Raw genomic sequence first — 19309 nt, 5'->3', positions numbered from 1 at the left:
GTGCTCACTCAGACCGAGTCACCGGAAGGCGACACGACGAAGCGCGCACACGGAAGTGCGCCTCCACCCTACCGATGGTGTCCGTGCAGGGTCAAAACGCGAGGGGTATGCCGGTGAGTGAGTATGCGCAGGTCAGCCGCCGGGAGGCGGGGGCCGAGGAAACCGCCGCGGCGAACCGGTCCTGGTGGGACGCCGAGGCTGGCGAGTACTACGCCGAACACGGCACCTTCCTGGGTGACACCGAGTTCGTCTGGGGCCCCGAGGGCTGGCGCGAGGACGAGCTCGGGCTGCTCGGGGATGTTTCCGGGAGGCGGGTGCTCGAGATCGGCGCCGGCGCCGGCCAGTGCGCACGCTGGGTGGCCGCCGCGGGCGGCCAGGTGGTCGCCACCGACCTGTCGGCGGGCATGGTCCGCCAGGGGCTCGACCTCAACCAGACGTTGACTCCCCCGGCCCGGGCGGTGCCGTTCGCGCAGTGCGACGCGGTCGCCCTGCCGTTCGGCGACGCCAGCTTCGACACCGTGTTCACGGCCTACGGCGCAGTTCCCTTCGTGGCCGACACTGCCGTGCTGATGCGCGAGGTCGCCAGGGTGCTGCGGCCGGGTGGGCGGTTCGTGTTCTCGACGACCCACCCGTTCCGCTGGGCCTTCCCCGACGACCCCGGGGCGCGGGGGCTCACCATGACGCAGTCGTACTTCGACCGCACCCCCTACGTGGAGGCCGACTCCGACGGTGAGGCGACCTACGTCGAGCACCACCGCACGATCGGCGACCGGATCCGCGAGGTGGTCGGCGCCGGCCTGGTGCTCGTCGACCTCGTCGAGCCGGAGTGGCCGGAGCGCAACGAGCAGACCTGGGGTGGCTGGTCCCCGCTGCGCGGAGGCTACTTCCCCGGGACCGCCATCTTCGTTTGCACGCGCGCCTGACGCTCTTCGCGGCATACCCACCATCACCCTGCGGTGCAGCGCGAAGCGGGCCGACGGGATCTCTCCGGTCGGCCCCCTTCATGTGGCGCTTGGTGGTGCGGGGTGCTGGTGAGCTCTGTGCGGCTCAGACTGCTTCGCGACGACCGCGGCCGGTGTTGCCACGGACCAGGAGGAAGCCTGCGAGCAGCAGGAGGACGCCCAGAATGAGGAAGGTCAGCGGCAGCGTGCTGTGGACGAGCGCGAGCTTCGAGCCCTTGCCGCCCGCGTCCTCCGCGTTGGCCTTGACCGTCTTGTCGTCGTAGCTGATCGTTCCCTTCTGCAGGGTGACGATGTCCGCGCCGTCCTTCTGGAACCGGGTGTTGAGCACCTCTTCACCCTTGACGACGATTCCCGTGTTGGGCTCCACCCAGAGGGTGCGGGTGTTCTCGTAGACGCGGTCGACGGTGATGTTCCCGGTGGCCTTGGGGTCGCCCGCGAGCGTGGCCGGCACGTCCTGCTGGGTGTACGCCGTCGCGGGGATGACCATCCGGTAGACGTACACGTTCGTGCCGAAGAGGTCCTGGGTGCGGACGAACTTGGCGTCCACCGGCTTGAGCAGCGTGTTGTCCCACCACTGGTAGGTCTGCTTCTGCGCGTTGAACGGCATCTTGAAGATCAGGCCCTTGTAGGCGGTGGCCTGCTGGTCGGCAGGGTCCTCTGAGGCGGCGTTGTAGGTGTTGCAGCACTGGACGGCCTCACCGGTCGTCCGGTCCATGGCGACGCGCTGCAGACCGGCCGACAGGACGGTGCCGTTCTGGTCGGTCGAGCGCACGAAGCTGTCCCAGACAGCGACGTTGCCGCCCTGCTTCTTCTCCGCGGCCTGGTCGGCCTTCACGAAGCGGGTGGAGGTCAGCGTCAGGCCGGACTTGGTCGCGAGGTCGGAGACGTAGAAGGCCTCCATGTTCTGGCCCTGGGACACGGACTTGGAGTACTGGTCGAGCGGAACCTTGGCCAACGCCGGGTAGGCGTAGACCTTGAGCATCAGAGCCGAGACGAGGAGAAAAGCTCCAAGCCCCAGCGCGATGAGACCGGCCACCTTGCGCATCCAGCACCCTTTCGTTGCGGTCCGACGGTGACCGCGCAGCAGGTGCTGACGCGGCTGGACCCCGGCGGCCAGCTGACTGTTGACTATGGTTCGGGGCATGGCCGAAGCCGACCCGACGGGCGGGACTCTACCAGCGGGTAGCCCCCCGACGAGTGCACCTTCGTCGAACCCGCCGAGCGTGTCCGCCGAACTGCCCCGGATGGCCGGTCTCGACGGTTTGCGTGCGGTCGCAGCCGTTCTCGTCGTGTTGACCCACGTAGGGTTCCTGACCGGTGCAATGTCGTTCGGTGTCGTGGGCCGCCTGCTCGGCCGGGGTGACCTGGGCGTTTCCATCTTCTTCGCCCTGTCGGGCTTCCTCCTGTATGCCGCGATGCAGCGCGAGCAGGACCGCACCGGCCGCGTCTCGGTCGGCTCGTACTACGCCCGTCGGGCCGTTCGCGTGCTCCCCGCCTTCTGGCTCGGGCTGGCCGTGGTCTGCCTCGTCGTGCGACCGGGAGTCGGTGCTGCGCTGGCGAACCTCGGCCTCACCCAGATCTACTTTCCGGACGCCCTGCTCCCGGGCTACACCCAGACCTGGAGCCTGGCGACCGAGGTGTCCTTCTACCTGGTGCTGCCCTTCGTGTTCCTGGCGCTCCGGCGGCTGGGGTCCAGCCGACCGAGCATCGGGAGCCGGGCCGGCCGGGCGGATGCCGTCGCCGTGCTCGCGGCCACCTGGGTGCTCGGCGTCGCCTGCGCCGCCGCCTCGGGTCTGGTCGAGATCGACGGGCAGGCCCTCGCGGGCCGCTGGCTGCCCGCCCACTGGTCGTCGTTCGCCCTCGGGATGCTGCTCGCAGAGATCCGGTCCCGATCCGCCGGACGTGCACACCGGCTGGTGGCAACGCTCGCGGCATACCCCGGCACCTGCCTGACCCTGGCATTCGGGGCCTACCTGTTGGCGACCACCACGGTTGCGGGGCCACTCACGCTGGACCCGATCGCCGGCGTGCAGCTCGCAGGGAAGGAGGTCCTCGGCTCCTTGGTCACCTTCGGGCTGATGGCGCCGCTGCTGTTCGGGTCGCCGGACGCGGCCTATGCCCAGCTGTTGTCGTCTGGACCCGCCCGGTACCTCGGGCGCATCTCGTACGGCGTCTTTCTCTGGCACCTGCCGGTCTTCGAGGCGATCTATGCGGTGACCGGGATCGACTACTTCACCGGTGGGGCGATCGCCCTTCTGGCACTGGGGTTGCCGGTCGCGATCGGGATCGCCGCGGCCAGCGAGCGGTTCTTGGAGCGGCCGCTGCTGGCCTGGGTCCACGAGCGGACCAGGTCAGCGCCAGCAGGAGTACCACCGCTGCAAGGCTGAGCAGCCGCACCGAACCCTCCAGGCCGTCGGAGCCCAACCGTTCCGGTGCGAACACCGCCTGGACGACGCCGGCTGCGGTCAGCAGCCCACCCACGAGGACCGGTGGCCACGCGCGGTTCCCGACGAGCGCTGCCACGACGACAGCCCCGATCGCGAGGCTAAGGCCCCACCAGCCCGCCAGCACGGCACCGGCGACGAGCGCCGCCACGAGTCCGGTGATGCGGGGCACCGTCGCTGCGGCCAGGGCACGCGCCCGCCGACGACTCGGCACCAGCGCAGCGGCCAGCACCAGGAGGACGAGGACCCCACCGACCAGCAGGCCCCAGCGGTAGGGACGGTCCGGCGCGAACGACACGGTGACCTGGCCACCCGTCCCGGCCGGTACGACGAAGCCCTGCTTCCAGCCGTCGACGACGATCGGTGTGAGCCTGTGTCCGCCCAGGGTCGCCCGCCAGCCGGCGTTGGCGTTCTGCGGCAGGCTGAGCAGGCTCATCTCCCCCGCACCGACGGCGAAGGCGAGCCGTCCGGAGCTGTGCTCGCCGACCGCCAGCGACCGCGATGACCGCGGCGGCGTCGCAGCGACCGCCCCCGTCCGCGCCAACAGGACCCGGGACGGCACGAAGCCCGCCCATGGCTCGACCACGACCCTGCCGGTTCCGGCGGGCAGAGTCACCGGCTCGCACGCGGCCAGCCTGAGGGCCCCGACGCCGTAGGCCGCCGAGCGGGGTCCGTCGACGCGGGTGGGCACCGTCCTGCCGTTGACCAGCAGGTTCGGGCCTGCGCCACACGGCGCGCTGATGCGAGTCGGAGCGGGGGTCGGGGTGAATCCGTCCACGACCAGCTCGGAGACCTCCAGACCTGACGCGGGGGTGGTGTTGCGTTCGGCATCTGTCTGGGTCGCAGCCAGCAGCAGGCGAACCCGGAGGTTCCGACCGGTCGTGGAGCTCACCGTGAACGATCCGTCCTGACCCACCTCGGCCAGCTGGACGCGACCGTCAACGGTGACCTGCGCCGTCACGTCCCGACCCGTCAGCCACTCGCCACGGGTCACCAGCCGTAGGTCCGAGATGCGCCTGGGGGTGTCGAACTGGACGGCCAGGGTGGGCGTGGTGTCGGTGGGGACCGGCGACCAGGCGGTGGCCGGGTCGCCGTCCAGCACGGCCGCAGGGCGTGCCTGCGGGGCTCTCGACAGCCTGGTGCTTGCCGTGACCTGGGCGTCGGCACCCTGGTCGAGGAGTGCATCCAGGCCGGGGCCGGAGACGGCGGAGAGCGACCCCGTCACGGCATAGGACGCGTCGGCGGCGACTCCGATGGTCCTGTCCAGGCCCGTGGGCTCCTCCGGCGCGCGCTGGTCGCCGAGGCAGCGGAACGCCTGACGCACCTCGATACAGCCGTTGTTGCCACGGAGCTGCTCGGTCAGGACGTAGTCGTCGACCGGTCTGCCGGTCACCGCAGGCACGGTGAGCGTCTCGCGCACGATCAGGCCGGGCACCCGCACCTCGCTGAGGCCGGTGACGTAGGCCTGGCTGCCGCGGTCGGTCGCGGCGACCTGGATCCGCAGGTGGGTGGTCGGACCGGACGGGAGTCCCGCGAGGCGCTGAGCGCGGCCGGTGGCCGCGACATCGACGGTCGTGGTGCCGCTGTCGGTGGTGACCTTGAGCTGCGTTGGTATGCCGAGGAAGTCGCCGAAGCGGTCGCGGTCGGCCAACCCTGAGACCTCGAGTCCCTCGACCGAGCGAGGGGCGTCGAACGTCAGGTCGATCGCGGGCCGGTCATCGCTCAGGGCGACCCAGGCCGTGGTCGACAGCCCGTCGAGGGCGGCGAAGGCGCGGTCCGCCGGGTCGTAGCCGTCGGCAGTGGGGTCGTCCGCCAGGGAGGTCGTGGCGTCGAGGGCGGTGAGGCCGTCGTAGGACGCAGTGGTGCGCAGCGCTGGGTCAGGCCACGGCAGGTAGTCCCGCGCGTGCCTCGCCTCAGCCGTGGTCAGGGTCCGGCTCACGTCTCGACCGCGGACGGAGCCGAATCCCCGGTCCCTGGCGCGGAACCCGTCCGTGACCACCTTCGGGCCGGCAGGTCGAACCGCAGAACTGCTGTCACCGTCGAAGATCACTGGCCCGCCCGGCAGACCCGCGTCGGCCAGGTCGGCGAGGCTCTCGCTGGCGCCGGACACCGCCCTGACCCCGGCGAGCGGCGTCAGCCCGGCCGCCTCCGTCGGCGCAGGGTCGGCGATGCGGTAGACCTCGACGGGTTGGACGCGGTCACCGAACCGGTCGATCTCGACATCCCCGAATCCCTTCGCCAGGGACAGCGACGGTGTTCGCTGGACCGATGCCCGCGCGACCGTGGGCGAGACCCCGCCCGTCGCCGCGGCGTCGAGGTCGTTGCGCAGCACGAGGAACCGGACACCGGCCGATCGCAGCACGGCGACTGCGCCCCCGAGGTCGCTGCCGGTCTGCAGGCGCGTCTCCACGGAGTCCAGCAGCCTGATCGTGTTGGCCGGAGTGAGGGGCACCGCATCACGGACCGCGGTGGCGGTCGATGTCTGCGAGCGCAGCACCTCATCGAGCGGGCGCCCCCAGGTGTACTCGTCGAAGTTGGAGGCAGGGACGACGAGGGAGGTGCCCTCGGCGGAGTTCGCGTCGAGCCAGCGTCCGGCCGCCGTCCATGCGTCGGGAACAGCCTCGAAAGAACCCCTCGAGGCAAGCTGACCTGCGAGTGCAGGCAGGGCTGGAGAGAGAGCGGCAACCGCCACCACCGCTGCCGTCGCGCTGCGAAGGGGCAGCGCCCGCCAGCGGCTGGTCCCAGCCCCGGCGCCCACTGCACGGTTCCCTGCCATGCAGCGACCGAGCAGGTGCGCCAGACCAACTGCCAGCGGGAGGCGCAGCACCGGGTCGGCCTTGTGGACGTTGCGCAAGGGGGCGAGCGGGCCGTCCAGCAGGTCCTGAGCCGCTCCGCTCAACGGGCTGCCCAGCGCCCCGGCATGGGGCAGGGCCAACACGACCAGACCCACGAGAGCGGTCAGCAGCAGGAAGGTGCGGTGCGGCATACCGCGCATCGCCAAGCCGGCCAGGCCGGCAGCCGCAGCCACCGTCGTCGCGACCACCAGTGCGGGCTGCGCCACCAGGTCGTACCCCGCGTTCCACCACGGCCCGGCGCTCGTCACGAGGTGCCCGAGCCAGTGCGACGTCCCACGCAGGTCGTCGAGCAGGCTGATGTTGCGGGTGACCGCGTCCGACGACTCGATCCAGTCCAGGAAGGGTGGCGAGTACTTGCCGAGCACGACGAGCGGCACCGCCCACCAGGCGGTGGCGCCGAGGGTGGCGCCCGCCCACCACCAGGTGACCGGAGCCCGCCACCACTGCCGCCGGGTGAGCAGCCAGAGGCCGGCAGGCACCACTGCGAAGAAGGTGGCCGTTGCGTTGACCCCGCCACAGCAGAGCACCGCGAGCGCGGAGCAGGCGCCCGCCCGGCGTGCGCTCCACTCCCCCCGGCTCGCGAGGACGAGCGGTAGCAGGATTGCCGGCGCGAGCAGCGCGGGGGCGGCCTCGGAGGAGATCGGTCCGAGCGTGCTCACCACCCTTGGTGACAGGGCGAAGGCGAGCGCGGCCACCTGCTGGGCCAGGGGGTTGCCCACCCCCAGGGCGACCAGGAGCCGCTTCGTCGCGAGGTACCCGATCGTCAGCAGCACCGCCCACCACAGTCGTTGGGTCACCCACGCAGGCGAGACGAGCTGTCCCAGCGCAGCGAAGGGCCCCATCGGGAACAGGTAGCCGTAGGCCTGGTTCTGCAGCACGCCGAACGCGGTGCTGTCGTCCCAGAGGTGCAGGGTGCGCACCATCAGCCCCCATGGGTCGAGGGCTAGGTCGATCTTGGTGTCGGCGACGATGTCGCGGGGCACCTGGGCGAACGCCACCGCCCACAGCAGGAGCAGCGCTGCCGCGGTCCGCGCGCGGCGGACAACGGGCGGCACGGCTGCCCCGGGGGCCGACGGTCGGACCGCGCGGACCGGAGTCGTGCTCACCGGCGACGGAGCACCATCATGAGGTTCCACGTGGTCAGCTCACGGACGCCGGGCAGGTCGACCACGAAGGTCGCCCAGTCCGGGTGGTAGCGCGGCGCCGCTTCGATCAGCCAGGCATCCGGCTGGGACCTGGCCCACCGCAACCCGTCGGCGACCCGGGTCGGGAACATCGTCTCGCCGAACCGGTTCTTGGGCGGGCGCCCGACCGTGCGCTCGTAGCGACGGGCCGCGTACTCCCCACCCAGGAGGTGCCACGGCGACGTCTCGTGCCCTCCCCAGGGCGAGGACCAGGCGGTGTAGGAGATGAAGACCAGCCCACCGGGGCGGACCACTCGGAGCAGCTCACGTCCCACCACACCGGGACGCGGGACGTGCTCCATCACGTTGCTGGACATGGCGATGTCGACGCTGGCGTCGGCGAGCGGAAGTCGCTCACCGCGGGCGACGACGCCGGCGGCGACCGGGGTGCGACCGAGGGTGTGCACGTCGAGGTCGAGCCCGGCATACCTGGCTCCTGCCCGGCTGAACTCCTCCGCGAACTGCACCGGTCCCGCCCCCACGTCGATGACGCTGCGGTCGTGCAGCGGCTCGTGACGGGAGAGCATCTCGATGGTGTCGCGGGCCAGGTCGCCGTAGAAGACCTCGGGGCGGGTCTGCTCCAACAGGAACGAGCGAAACATCCGGGTCGACCGACCGAGCGTGCGATACCGTCGCGTCGGTCGTGACTCCATCCGTGCATGCTAGTCAGCGTCGCGATGCGGCCGTTCACCTGTTGCCCCAATTGAGTTCGAGGTCGTGTTGTCTGCTCCGCTGTCAGTTCTCCTGCTCAACTGGCGCGACCTGAACCACCCTGAAGGTGGCGGCTCGGAGAAGTACCTCGCAGAGGTCGCCAAGGGGCTGGCCTCCCGTGGCCACCGGGTGACCTTCCGGACCGCGGCCTACCCGGGTGCGCTGCCTCGCGAGACCGTCGACGGCGTCCGCTACCTGCGTCGCGGCGGGCGCTACTCGGTCTACCTGCGCGCGATCGCGGCCCAGGCCGCCGGCCGGCATCGGGCGGACGTCGTCGTCGACGTCCAGAACGGGGTCCCCTTCCTGACCCCATTGGTGCGCAGCGGCACCCCGGTCGTCAACCTCGTCCACCACGTGCACCGGGAGCAGTGGCCGGTCGTCTTCGGTCCAGCTGTCGCCCGTCTCGGCTGGTGGCTCGAGTCGAAGGTGGCTCCCGCGGTCTACCGCCAGAGCCGCTACGTCGCGGTGTCCACGTCCACGAAGTCAGAGCTGGGCGAGCTGGGTGTCGAGGGCAACCGGGTCACCGTCATCCACAACGGCACCGACGCAGTGGCCGACGAGCACGTCCGGCGTCACGAGCACCCGGTCGTGATGGTCCTGGGACGGCTGGTGCCGCAGAAGCGGGTCGACATCGCGATGCATGCGGTCCGGGACCTCGCGCGCTCCCACCCGGACCTGGAGCTGTGGGTGGTGGGTTCCGGCTACTGGGACACCGAGCTGCACCGTGTCGCGGCCGAGCTCGGCATCAGCGACCGGGTGACCTTCACCGGGCACGTGTCGGAGGCGGAGAAGCACCGGTTGCTCGCCCAGGCCTGGGTGCTCGCGCTGCCCAGCCTCAAGGAGGGGTGGGGCCTGGTGGTCGTCGAGGCCGGAGTCCACGGGACCCCCACAGTGGCCTTCGCCGATGCGGGTGGGCTCAACGAGTCGGTCCACGACGGCGAGACCGGCCTCCTAGTCCACGGTGGTCAGGCCGAGTTCACCGCGGCCCTCGGCGGGCTGCTCGACGACCCCCAGCGCCGTCAGCTGATGAGCGGTCGCGTCGTGGAGTGGGTGACCAAGTTCCGCTGGCCGGAGACCGTCGCCCTGTGGGAGAGGCTGCTGTATGCCGCGGCGGGGCACAACAAAGCGGACCACTGACCTCGGTCAGCAGTCCGCTTCGGTGAGCTAAGTCAGCGGCCGTCGTAGTTGACGACGGGCGAGTTGTTCGCCGAGACGCTCGGCGTCAGTGCGGCGGTGCCGCCGAAGATGGCCAGCAGCGCAAGGACGCCACCGGTCACGAGTGCGGCGATACCGCTCACAGCAGAAGTCATGCGCGCACCTTAGCAAACCGAGGAGCGCGTTCCCGACGCATTCGCCCAACCGCGTGGCGCGCCGCCCCGAGTGCCGTGAGCACGAGGGTAACCAAGGTCACAGTCCAGCCGGCGAGGCTGCTGTCGCCTCCCGGCTGCACCGGCTCCGGCCCGGCCAGCTCGACGACCAGCACGTGCGAGGTGTCGGCCAGGACCCGTCCTGCTCCCGCCGGCACCGTCTGCTCGGCGAGGCCGGTGTCGCGCTCGACGACGACATAACGAGGACGGGTGTCCGCGACGGCCTGCCACTCGGTCGCCCCGCCGGCGATCGCTCGGCTGACTGCGGCAGCCCTCGGGTCCTCCCCCGGCACCGACCCTGACGACAGCGGCAGCGAGTCGTCATACCTCACCTGCTGGTCCACGAGCCGGGGCACCAGGCTGAGACTCACGCGGTCCTCGTTCCACCCGTAGCGGCGGTACTGACGCCACGGGAGCAGGGCCACCTCTCCGGGTTCCGACCGGGACAGCAGGGTCGCTGCGTCCCTCAGGTCGCGGGGCACCTCCACCGCGGCGACTCTGCCGTGGACTCCCCAGGCCAGCGACGGCAGGGTGAGCGGTCCGACGAGCGCCAGGGCCACGGCAGCGAACGGTGCGACTCCCCCACGTCGCACCAGCCGGTCGACGACGACTCCGAGGCCGACGACGGCAACCACCAGCCAGAGCGCCGCGAACTTCTGCCCATCCCGGGCCAGTCCGCCGCCCGGGAGCTCGGCCACGAGGCGCCAGGCAGGCCTGGTCCACGCCCAGCCGCTGACGGCAGCCACCAGCAGGCCCGCGGCGCCGACGACGACCAGGGGACGACCCGCCCGCGAGGTCCCGACGGCAGCGACGCCGGCGATGGCGAGGACTGCACCGACCAGCACCAGCACCGTCACGTCCCGCTCGGGCGGGTATGCCGAGGGGTTCCAGAAGCCTCCGCCGCCCAGCAGCGAGCCCAGCACCCCCAGCAGTGAGTCCGAGTGCGCGGCGAAGGCCGTCACCCCAGCGTCGCTGGAGGGGGCTCCCCGGACGATCGCCGGTAGCCACCAGGCCGCCCCGACGCCCACGGCGACCAGGAAGGCCGCGGCGAGCTCACGCCATCGCGGCCGAGGGAAGGTCAGCAGACCGAGGGTGGTCGGCACGACCAGCACCCACGCGTTCGCGCCACCGAGCCCGGCCAGCACCAACCACCCGCAGACCGCCCAACCGGAGCCGGAGCCGGCCCGCACCCGCAGGCAGGCGCGGACGCTCCAGGGCAGCACGGCATACCCGATGAGCACGGTCCACTGGCCCACGACGAGGCGTTCGGCCACGAACGGGTTCCACACCGCGGCCACGGTGACCGCGCAGGCCGCCACGACCCCTGCGTCGGGTCGCAGCTGACGCAGCAGGGCGGCAGCGCCGAGGGCTGCCAGCAGGAGGATGCCGACCAGGACGAGCTTCTGCGCGACTGCCGGGGTGACCAGCCATCCGAGCAGCACGGTGACGGCGTCGCTGGGGACCGCCCGCGGCGCGGGGGTGTCGGTGCCGAGCGCGAAGGGGGTGAGCCGGGCATCAGGGGACCAGGCCAGGTCATAGGCCAGCACCACGCCGCGGCCGAGGGCAGGGCCGAGGACCACGACGGTGGCGACCACCGCGGTGGCGACCGGCAGCAGCCGGGTGGACGGCCGCAGTCGCTCCATCAGCGGCGGTCGCGTGCTGCCTTGGCCGCCCCGATGGCGTAGAAGGCGGCTTCGCCAGCCCGCATCGCAACCAGCCCTGCGGCGTGCGCCGGGTGGCCGGCCAACACCTCGATGTTGCGCGCCATCGCACGCAGCGTCGCCCACCCCTGCGCCTGGATGGCTCCCGGCTGGGCGCGGTTGTAGGCCGGCAACGACTGGCCGTAGTAGTAGCGCTTGCGCATCACGTCGCGGATCGTGAGGCGACCCTCGTCGTGCAGGATGTAGGTCCCGACCCGGGACATCGGGGCGCCGGTGGCGATGAGCCGCATCCTCAGGTCGGCGTCCTCCTGACCCGCGACGTCGGCAACGAACCCGCCCTGGTCGCGGAAGAAGTCGCGGCGCACCAGCCGGGGCGCCTCGATGAGCTCCTCGCCGACGTAGCAGCGTCGTTCGAGCGTGCGGCACGCCGTCCAGAAGCCTGGCCCGACGGTCTCCTCCGGGATGAACACGGCGATGGAGTCGGTCTCCCTGGCGCGGTCCACCGCATCCTGCAGGACCCGGGGCGTGAGCACCATGTCGGCGTCGATCCACAGGATGTACTCACCGGACGACTTCTCGATGGCGAGGTTCCGCTGGGCGCTGCGCTCAGGTCCGGCCTGGATGGCGATGTCGGCAAAGGACTGGGCGATCTCCCACGTCCGGTCGGTGCTGAAGTTGTCGACGACGACGAGCTCGATGTCCGTCAGGCTCTGCGCGCGGATCGAGCGAAGACAGCTCTCGAGGGTGCGCTCGATGTTCTTGGTCGGCACGATCACCGACACGGTTGGGGTCGGTTGAGGTTCTGCGGAATCCAGCACAGGCGCAAACTACACTGTGCCGGCGGCCGCCATGGCCACACCGGAACGTCGGAGGAAGCAGAATGGTGGAAGGACCTCGGGTCGACAGAACCGACCCGGTGGGGACCACCCATCCGCACCGTCAGCTCGCTTACCTGCCGGCACTGGACGGCCTCCGTGCGTTCGCCGTCACCGCCGTCGTGCTCTACCACCTGAACCTCCCCCTGCTCCCCGGTGGCTATCTCGGCGTCGACGTCTTCTTCGTCATCTCCGGCTTCCTGATCACCGCCTTGCTGTTGGCGGAGCTCGATCGCTGGGGCTCGGTCGACCTCGCCGCCTTCTGGATACGTCGCGTCAGGCGGCTGCTCCCCGCCCTGCTGCTCGTCATGGTCGCCGTGGTGGCCTACGCACAGTTCCTGGCCCAACCTGCACAACGCGCCCAGCTGCGCGGTGACGGCTTCGCCACCCTGCTCTACTACTCGAACTGGCGCTTCATCTACGCCGGCGAGTCGTACTTCGCGCAGTACGGTGACCCATCTCCGTTACGCCATACCTGGTCACTGGCCATCGAGGAACAGTGGTACCTCGTCCTCCCGCTCGTACTGACCGGCCTGGCTGCCCTCGGCTTTCTGTCTCGTCGAGCGTTGGCAGCCGGGTTTGCGCTGGGGGCGGTTGCCAGCGCCCTGTGGGCGGCGCACCTCTACAACCCGGACGTCGACCCCTCACGGGTCTACTACGGCACCGACACGCGCGTTCAGGGGCTGCTCACTGGCGCGTGCCTCGCCGCGCTCCTCGGCAGCCGGGCTTGGGCCGGCCGCGCTCGCACGTCCAAGGGGCAGGTCCGGTACCTCGCGCTCGGGCCCTGGACCTTGCCTCTCGGCAGGCAGGCCCTTGCGCACGGGGTCGGCATTGCGGGCCTTGGTGCGGTCGCCGCCGCAATGCTGTTCCTCCCCGACTCCTCGTCCTTCCTCTACCGAGGGGGCTTCCTGGTCGTGGCTCTCGCGTCGGGGGCCGTGATCTACGCGAGCCGGCTGCCTGGCCCGCTGGCCACCCTTCTTTCGCTCCCACCGCTGAGGTGGCTCGGCCGGATCTCTTATGGCGTCTATTTGTGGCACTGGCCCGTCATCGTCGTCCTCTCCTCCGAGCGGACCGGACTGGGCGGCCTTGGTCTGGCACTCGTTCGGATCGCGGTGACGTTGGGCCTCAGCGAGCTGAGCTACCGCCTCGTAGAGCTGCCCGTGCGCAGGGGCGCACTGCGTCGGTTCCCACGTCGAGCCGGGCTCCGTCCATGGCTCGTTGCGGGTGTCCCCGCTGTCCTGGTGACGTCCCTGGTTCTGGCAACCCCACCCGATCCGTCCTCGAGCCGAACCGTTGACGGTCTGACCGTGAGCCAGCACGTTGCACCCGCGGGAGACCGTCGGGTGCTGCTAGTGGGCGACTCCACGGCCTTCACCCTTGCGATGCCGTGGTCGGCGGCTCTCACCCCTGGTGTCACCGTCACATCAAGCACGCGCCTGGGGTGCGGCTTCGCTCGCGGTGGCAGGTTGATCGGTGACCAGCGGTATGCACAGGAGGAGAAGTGCGCTCAGTGGCCCACCGACTGGGCCGATGCCGTCCGCGACTCCGACCCCGAGCTGGTTCTGCTCATGGCGGGAGCGTGGGAGACGGTCGACCACGTGGTCGAGGGCCGGGTGCTGAAGGTGGGGTCTCAGGAGTACGGCGACTACCTCCGGACCGAGCTCGATGCGGCCAGCTCCGTGTTGACCCAGCGGGGTGCCCGGCTGGGACTCGTCAACGTCCCGTGTTACCAGGAGCCGGACGGGGGCATGTACGGTCCGGACCTGGTTCGACAGCGGAACGACCGCACCCGGATCGCCTGGATCAACACCCAGTACCAGCGCTACGCCGAAGCGCACCCGGAGACCGTTTCAGTGGTGCACCTGGAGACCATGCTCTGCGACGAGCAGGGCCGACCCCTGGCGACCATCGGCGGCGTGGCCGCCAAGGATGTCCGCTACGACGGCGTGCACTACACCGAGAAGGGCGCCAAGGACGTCTGGCGTTGGCTCGATTCTCGTCTCCTCCAGACCCTCGGCAGCAATGCCCCCCTGACCGCCTACTTCGTCGGCGACTCCGTGCCCTACGGCCTGCGGGAGGACAGCGGCGGACGACACGGATCCTTCACCCTTGCGGGTGCCACGCGACTGGGATGCGGGCTCGTCACGTCGCCACGTGTGGTCGCGGGCCGGGTCGAGGCCATGCCGGATGCCTGTTCCGAGTGGTCCGCTTCGTGGCCGGACCAGGCCCGTCAGAGCAGCTACGACGTGGGTGTCCTGTGGCCTGGCATCGGAGAGCTGTTCGACCACCGGGTTAAAGGCCGTACGTTGCGCTTCGGGTCGGAGTCCTACCGCCGATACCTCCAGGACGAGTACGGTCGCGCCATCGACGCGCTCAGCTCCGATGGGCGCCCGGTCGTCGTGGTGACCATGCCCTGTCACGGGGTCCCCGACGGTGACGGACGGGAGGCTCCAGCGATCAACGACGCGGAGCGGATCGCTTGGATCAACGACGTCGCCAGGGAGGTGGCGGCCGCGCATGGCGCCAGCGTCGTCGACCTAGGTGGTCACCTGTGCGCGGGTGGCTACTCGAACACGTCGGGCAACGTGACCCTCCGCAAGGACGGACTGCACTTCACTGAGGCCGGCACCACCCTCGTGCTGAGCTGGCTGTTGCCTCAGATCTCGCGCAGTGCCGGGCTGACGAAGGGTTGAGCCACTCGGCCCCATCTGACCGACCGTGTCAGTGGGCTCGCTCGACCTCGGTCCGCCTACTCACGCCGAAGGACGCGAAACCCCCGACGGCGACGATCAGTCCCGACGATGCCAACCAGCCGACCTTGAGCTGCTGGTTGCGGTTGAGGTAGCCGCAGACCGACTTGGGGAAGTCGTCTGTCGGGGGGTGTAGGGCCGAACCACAAAGGAAGGGGAAGCCCTCCTGCCCTGGCTTCTGCAGCCCCACGAAGAGGCTGAAGGCGGCCGCCGCGAACAGCAGCGCCGCGAGGGTCAGACACACCTTCAGACCGCGGCTGAGGCTGACCACGACCCGCTCGGCACGGTGGCTGTCTACGTCAGCTCGTGACCCCTGTTCACTCATGGGGCCGCACTCTAGCGGGTGGTTTGGCTGCCTTCGACGCAGGTGGTGCGACACCCGCGGCCAGCACGAGCAGCCATGCCCAGGCCGCCGCGAAGACCGGGCTGGTGGTATCCCGACGGACGAGGTCGAAGCTTGGCACCTCAGGCCACAGACCCCGGACGACGAACATCACCAGCGGCAGGGCAACGCAGAACACCAAGGCGGCGACAGCCAACCTCCCAGCTGCTCCTCGCCGCCGGATGGTGCTCACGACGAGTGCCGGAACCACCACGATCAAAGCCCACGGCGCCGTCGCCCCGACCCCGATGAGCACGGCGGCGCCGACCAGCCACGGCCTCAGTCGACACATCCGTGCGGCGCGGGACGCCCGACCGTGGTCATCCGTCGAGGTGTCGGGGATCTCGCCGTCGCGCGCGCTCAGTGGCCCAGTCCTAGTCGAGGGCACCAGGAGCAGGAGCAACACCACCAGCAGGATCACGGCGCTGAACCATTGGGCTGCCAAAACCTGCCCGGCGTGCGGGTAGCGGACCGTGACGGTGACAGCAGGTCCAGCCGGAACGGCCCACCCGGCCGCATACCCGTCCACCCCGTCGACCGTCGTGAGCTCGACGCCCTCGAGCCGTGCCGTCCACCCGAGGTCAGCCATGCCGAGAGACAGCGTCGTGGGCAGGCTCCTGACCGGCAGGCGCACCTGAACCGTCATCCCGTGGTCCGTCGTTCTCGTGCTCACCCCGAGATCGGCCGCAGGCGCGCCGGGGAGGTGCACGGCGTCATAGAGGGTCAGTTCATCCACGGTGAGGCCCGCTGGTGAGGCGATCTCGTGCTCTCCCAGGCCAGCCGTGACGACCCGCTGATCGCGACATGGGGCTGTTTGCGCCAACCCGGACTCGAAGAAGCTCTGCGGGTTCTCGATCTGGCCGCGCACCGCAGCGCCGTCCAAGGTGGCCACGTTCAGACAGGGAGACCCGCCTGTCTGCTTCTTCGGATCGACTCCGGGTAGCGACAGCGAGGCAATTCCCACGGGATCGGACCCGAGGGTGGTGTCCGTGATCGTCAGTCGGAGAGTTCGTGCGGTCTGCGCGGGAAAGCGGATTGTCGTGACGCGGGCGGCCACGGGGTACTTGCCGACGATGCGACCGTCGAGCGACACAGCGACCTCGCTGATCCGTCGGTCGCCGTTCGGCTGCGTGATGCGTACGGACGAGAGCCGTTGCGCCTCGGTGAGCTCTGCCTGCATCCAGTCGCCCGTTCCCGCCGCCGGGACCCAAGCGGTGCGATCGTCGCCGTCCAGCACCAGGGACGATCGGTTGAGGGGCGAGTCGTCGCGGCGACTGGAGGCGGTGGTCCGAACATCCCATTCCGTTCCGGCAAGGCGGTCGGCGATGACCTCGCTCATCCCCGTGGAACGTATCGTCGCGACCGGCAGGAAGGCGCGCTGGTCCGGCAATGTCACGGTGCGGTCAAGTGTGGTCTCCTCGTCGTCGTCCCCCAGACCGAGCAGCCCCTGGTAGCGGCGAAGGACGATGTCGAGCGGCGTCAGGGACAACAGCTGCCGCTCGCGCTGGTCAAGGGACGCCGAGAGCGACTGGAGCGTGAGCGGAGTCCGTACTCCGGGTGCGAGGGCGATCCCCGTGGGCTCGACCTCGGCGAGTCCGACCCCGTTAATCCCGTCACCCTGGACCTTCGTCACCTCGACCGAGAGCTCGTTCGACTTGACGTCGCCGAGGTCGACCTCGACGCGGCTTGCCCCGGCGGGCACCTGCACGACCCGGCTGGTCGCGCCCGCAGAGACACGCAGCGTGGCGATCTGAACGGGGGTGGTCCGCGCCAGGTTGAGCCGGACGGTGGACAGCGTGCGCGACTGCCCGAAGTCAACCCACCACCGCTGGCCAACGGCATTGCCGAAGTCACCTGCGATCCAGGCGGTGCGATCGTCGCCGTCGACTGCGGCTGCAGCCGAATCATTGGCGGTGGGGCCGAACACGGACCCGTTCGAGGAGTCGCCGACCTGGACTGCGCCCCGGTAGAAGCGGACTGTCTGGTCATCGGTCCGGGCGGACACCGTGCGGGGCGAAAACGGTGTCTCCCGTGTGGTCAGCAGTGGTGTCGTCGGCACGCCAACGCGGCCCACCGACACCCCGCGACGCTCAGCCCCGTCGGTCAGCTCGATGCGCGTTCCCTGACGAAGGAGAGCGGCGAAGTCGGCTTGCCCGAGCGTGCTGGCGAGGTGGACCGGCCGGCGGTCGGGAAGGAGACCAGCGCGAACCAGCAAGGGTATGGAGCTCGGGTCCCCGACCAGCGTCGTGGTTCCCGTGCCCGGTCGCAGCACGGGCCGGACCGTCGCCGAACGCACCTCATAGATCACCAGGGCCGCGTCCGGGGCGGTCCTGTCGCGGGGGTCAGCCCACCGCGCAGGGAACTCGCCGAAGCTGGCGGCCCGGCTCAGTCCTGGATCCGAGTCAAGCTGCTGTTGCAAACGCCCCGGGCTGATACCACCCGTCGTCGTCGTGTCGATGTCAGCACGTAAGACGACCGTGCCGACGCCCAGATACTCCGCCATCGCGGAGACCAGATCACGAGGGGCATCCCCCCTGGCGAGGGAGTTGTCGATGCCGGCCATCAGGTCGGTCGCGGCCGGGCTGCTGTTGGGGACTGTGGACCGGCGGAGCGTGCGCCCATGGATCAGCCCCAGCACCACGTCATCTGGGCCCGAGTAGCCCCATCGGTAGTCGGTCTGGTCGGTCCCCGGTAGGAACCAAGTACCCCGGTCTGCCGGCTGCTGGTTCAGCGATGCCGCGGCTGCCCTCCAGTACGACGGGATGTCCATCGTCACGGGGTTGGAACTCCCGGTCACGAGCGGGTAGGCGAGCGTGCCCAGGACCACGGAGCCCACGACGAGGAAGATGGCGCTTACTCTTCGACGCCAAAACCGGCCTCGCCCCCCGGCCTGATGGACGATCAGGTCACGGATCGCCATGATGCCAGCGCCTGCGAGCACCGCGACGGCCAGGGCCACCGTGCTCCCCGACTTGGCTGTCGTGCGTAGCACCAGCAGGGCAGGCACCTTCGCAAAGGCGCTGGCCAACAGGGAACCCAGCGGTGTTGGGGACTCGATGGGGTGCAGTCCCACCATGAGAGCGGCCCCCGTCGCCACGAGCACAGCAGGGACCACCGCGCGTCGCCCGAGCCGTGCGACGCCAAGGGCAGCGAGACCCAATGGGACCACGGTCACCACAATGACCAGCGGGTTGGTCACGTAGGCGGCGAAGCCGGGTTGCCAAGGGCCGTTGCTGTCCCCTCCGTACATGGGCCAGAGGCCGAACCCTCGCACCACCTCGGACCACGAGGACGTCGCGGCGATCGCATCCATCGACTCGGTGGTTCCGACGATCTGCTGGCCCGACCCGCGCGCCACCAATGCCGGAACCAGCCAGTAGGCGCTGATCGCGGCAAACCCGACCCCGAGGACAAGCCCGCGGGCAGCGACATTCCTTGTCGACCCCCGTGCCTTCAGGATGGCGGCGAGCACGACAACGACCACGGGGCACATGAGGAGGAGCGGCACCGAGCCGGCGTTGATACCGGTCATGGCCGCGAACAACACGATGGACGCCGCCAGGTAGCGCACGGACTCGCGGGGTTGCAAGCTGCGTGCCACTGCGACCAGGAGCCAAGGCAGCACGGCGTGTGGGATGGCGACCGGCAACGTGGCTCCGCCGACAAGGGCGAACGGCCCGATCGTGTACAGCGCCGCCGCCGCTATCCAGCCTGTCCGCTCCGACACACCCCAGTGCCGTGCCACCCGGCCAGCGCCGGCGAACGCGGCAAGACCCAAGGCCACGTGCAGCAACCTCTGCAGCAGCCACGCAGGTTCGACGACGAGGTGCAGCACGGAAAGGAGTGCGGCCACGGGCAGGATTCCGCCGTTGAAGTTCGGGGACCCCAGGTAGGGGTTCGGTGCAAGCCCGGACAGTGCCGCCTGGAAGGTGCCTGCGGGGTCCAGGTACAGCTCCGGCTTGGTGTCCGCAACCAGGGACCCCCAGTCGGAGCGGAACGCCGCCGCGGCCAGCACCATCAGGGCCACCAAGTACGGCACGGCGCCACCGCTGGAGCCTCGGCGTCCCTCCTCGGCCACGCGGCTGCGTTGTGAGAGAGTCACCCCTGGGCCTGTCCTC

At 70.3% G+C, this 19309-nt stretch carries 11 protein-coding genes and 1 pseudogene; 4 read left to right on the top strand and 8 right to left on the bottom strand.

The window, feature by feature from the left end:
• The first annotated feature begins 107 nt into the window (after window positions 1-107).
• Complete coding sequence (locus tag EAH86_RS05285) at window positions 108-923, top strand: class I SAM-dependent methyltransferase (RefSeq protein ID WP_140737615.1); 816 nt, start codon at window positions 108-110, stop codon at window positions 921-923.
• A gap of 124 nt (window positions 924-1047) precedes the next feature.
• Here the strand turns inward: EAH86_RS05285 and EAH86_RS05280 are convergent, their stop codons facing one another.
• Window positions 1048-2007, bottom strand: coding sequence for a DUF3068 domain-containing protein (locus EAH86_RS05280; protein ID WP_161988571.1), 960 nt, complete (start codon window positions 2005-2007; stop codon window positions 1048-1050).
• 178 nt (window positions 2008-2185) lie between these two features.
• Between EAH86_RS05280 and EAH86_RS20770 the strand changes: the two genes are divergently transcribed.
• Window positions 2186-3349, top strand: a complete 1164-nt coding sequence (locus EAH86_RS20770; RefSeq protein ID WP_161988570.1) for an acyltransferase family protein — start codon at window positions 2186-2188, stop codon at window positions 3347-3349.
• A 1969-nt stretch (window positions 3350-5318) separates the two neighbouring features.
• Here EAH86_RS20770 and EAH86_RS20765 read toward each other — a convergent pair.
• Window positions 5319-7259 (bottom strand): annotated as a pseudogene (locus EAH86_RS20765) (alpha-(1->3)-arabinofuranosyltransferase domain-containing protein); the annotation flags it as partial.
• Between the two features lie 104 nt (window positions 7260-7363).
• Window positions 7364-8098, bottom strand: coding sequence for a class I SAM-dependent methyltransferase (locus EAH86_RS05265; protein WP_140737611.1), 735 nt, complete (start codon window positions 8096-8098; stop codon window positions 7364-7366).
• 67 nt (window positions 8099-8165) lie between these two features.
• Here EAH86_RS05265 and EAH86_RS05260 point away from each other — a divergent pair, with 67 nt between their 5' ends.
• On the top strand, window positions 8166-9293 hold the full coding sequence (locus EAH86_RS05260; RefSeq protein WP_206665748.1) for a glycosyltransferase family 4 protein: 1128 nt from the start codon (window positions 8166-8168) through the stop codon (window positions 9291-9293).
• 32 nt (window positions 9294-9325) lie between these two features.
• On the opposite strand, the gene EAH86_RS20165 is transcribed toward EAH86_RS05260, so the two are convergent.
• Genes EAH86_RS20165 through EAH86_RS05250 form a run of 3 tightly spaced genes read right to left on the bottom strand, consistent with a single transcriptional unit; the run spans window position 9326 to window position 11966 of the window.
• Complete coding sequence (locus tag EAH86_RS20165) at window positions 9326-9466, bottom strand: hypothetical protein (protein WP_161988568.1); 141 nt, start codon at window positions 9464-9466, stop codon at window positions 9326-9328.
• A complete protein-coding gene (locus tag EAH86_RS05255) occupies window positions 9463-11166 on the bottom strand; it encodes a hypothetical protein (protein ID WP_140737609.1) in 1704 nt (567 codons plus the stop codon). The genes EAH86_RS20165 and EAH86_RS05255 overlap by 4 nt, the downstream gene beginning before the upstream one ends.
• Window positions 11166-11966, bottom strand: a complete 801-nt coding sequence (locus tag EAH86_RS05250) for a glycosyltransferase family 2 protein (protein WP_277752319.1) — start codon at window positions 11964-11966, stop codon at window positions 11166-11168. Before EAH86_RS05250 ends, EAH86_RS05255 begins: the two co-directional genes overlap by 1 nt.
• 134 nt (window positions 11967-12100) lie before the next feature.
• On the opposite strand from EAH86_RS05250, the gene EAH86_RS05245 reads away from it, so the two are divergent.
• Window positions 12101-14752 (top strand): acyltransferase family protein, encoded by a 2652-nt coding sequence (locus EAH86_RS05245; protein ID WP_161988567.1) that lies wholly within the window; start codon window positions 12101-12103, stop codon window positions 14750-14752.
• Window positions 14753-14780: 28 nt separating this feature from the next.
• Here the strand turns inward: EAH86_RS05245 and EAH86_RS05240 are convergent, their stop codons facing one another.
• On the bottom strand, window positions 14781-15134 hold the full coding sequence (locus EAH86_RS05240; protein ID WP_140737607.1) for a hypothetical protein: 354 nt from the start codon (window positions 15132-15134) through the stop codon (window positions 14781-14783).
• Window positions 15127-19293 carry an alpha-(1->3)-arabinofuranosyltransferase domain-containing protein gene (locus EAH86_RS05235; RefSeq protein WP_140737606.1) on the bottom strand — a complete coding sequence of 1389 codons (4167 nt, stop codon included), beginning with the start codon at window positions 19291-19293 and terminating at the stop codon, window positions 15127-15129. Before EAH86_RS05235 ends, EAH86_RS05240 begins: the two co-directional genes overlap by 8 nt.
• Window positions 19294-19309 lie beyond the last annotated feature (16 nt).

Source organism: Pedococcus bigeumensis, from assembly GCF_006438965.1.
GTDB lineage: Bacteria > Actinomycetota > Actinomycetes > Actinomycetales > Dermatophilaceae > Pedococcus > Pedococcus bigeumensis_A.
The sequence above is the reverse complement of the archived record's forward strand: the minus strand, read 5'-3'. Positions and strand labels throughout refer to the sequence as shown.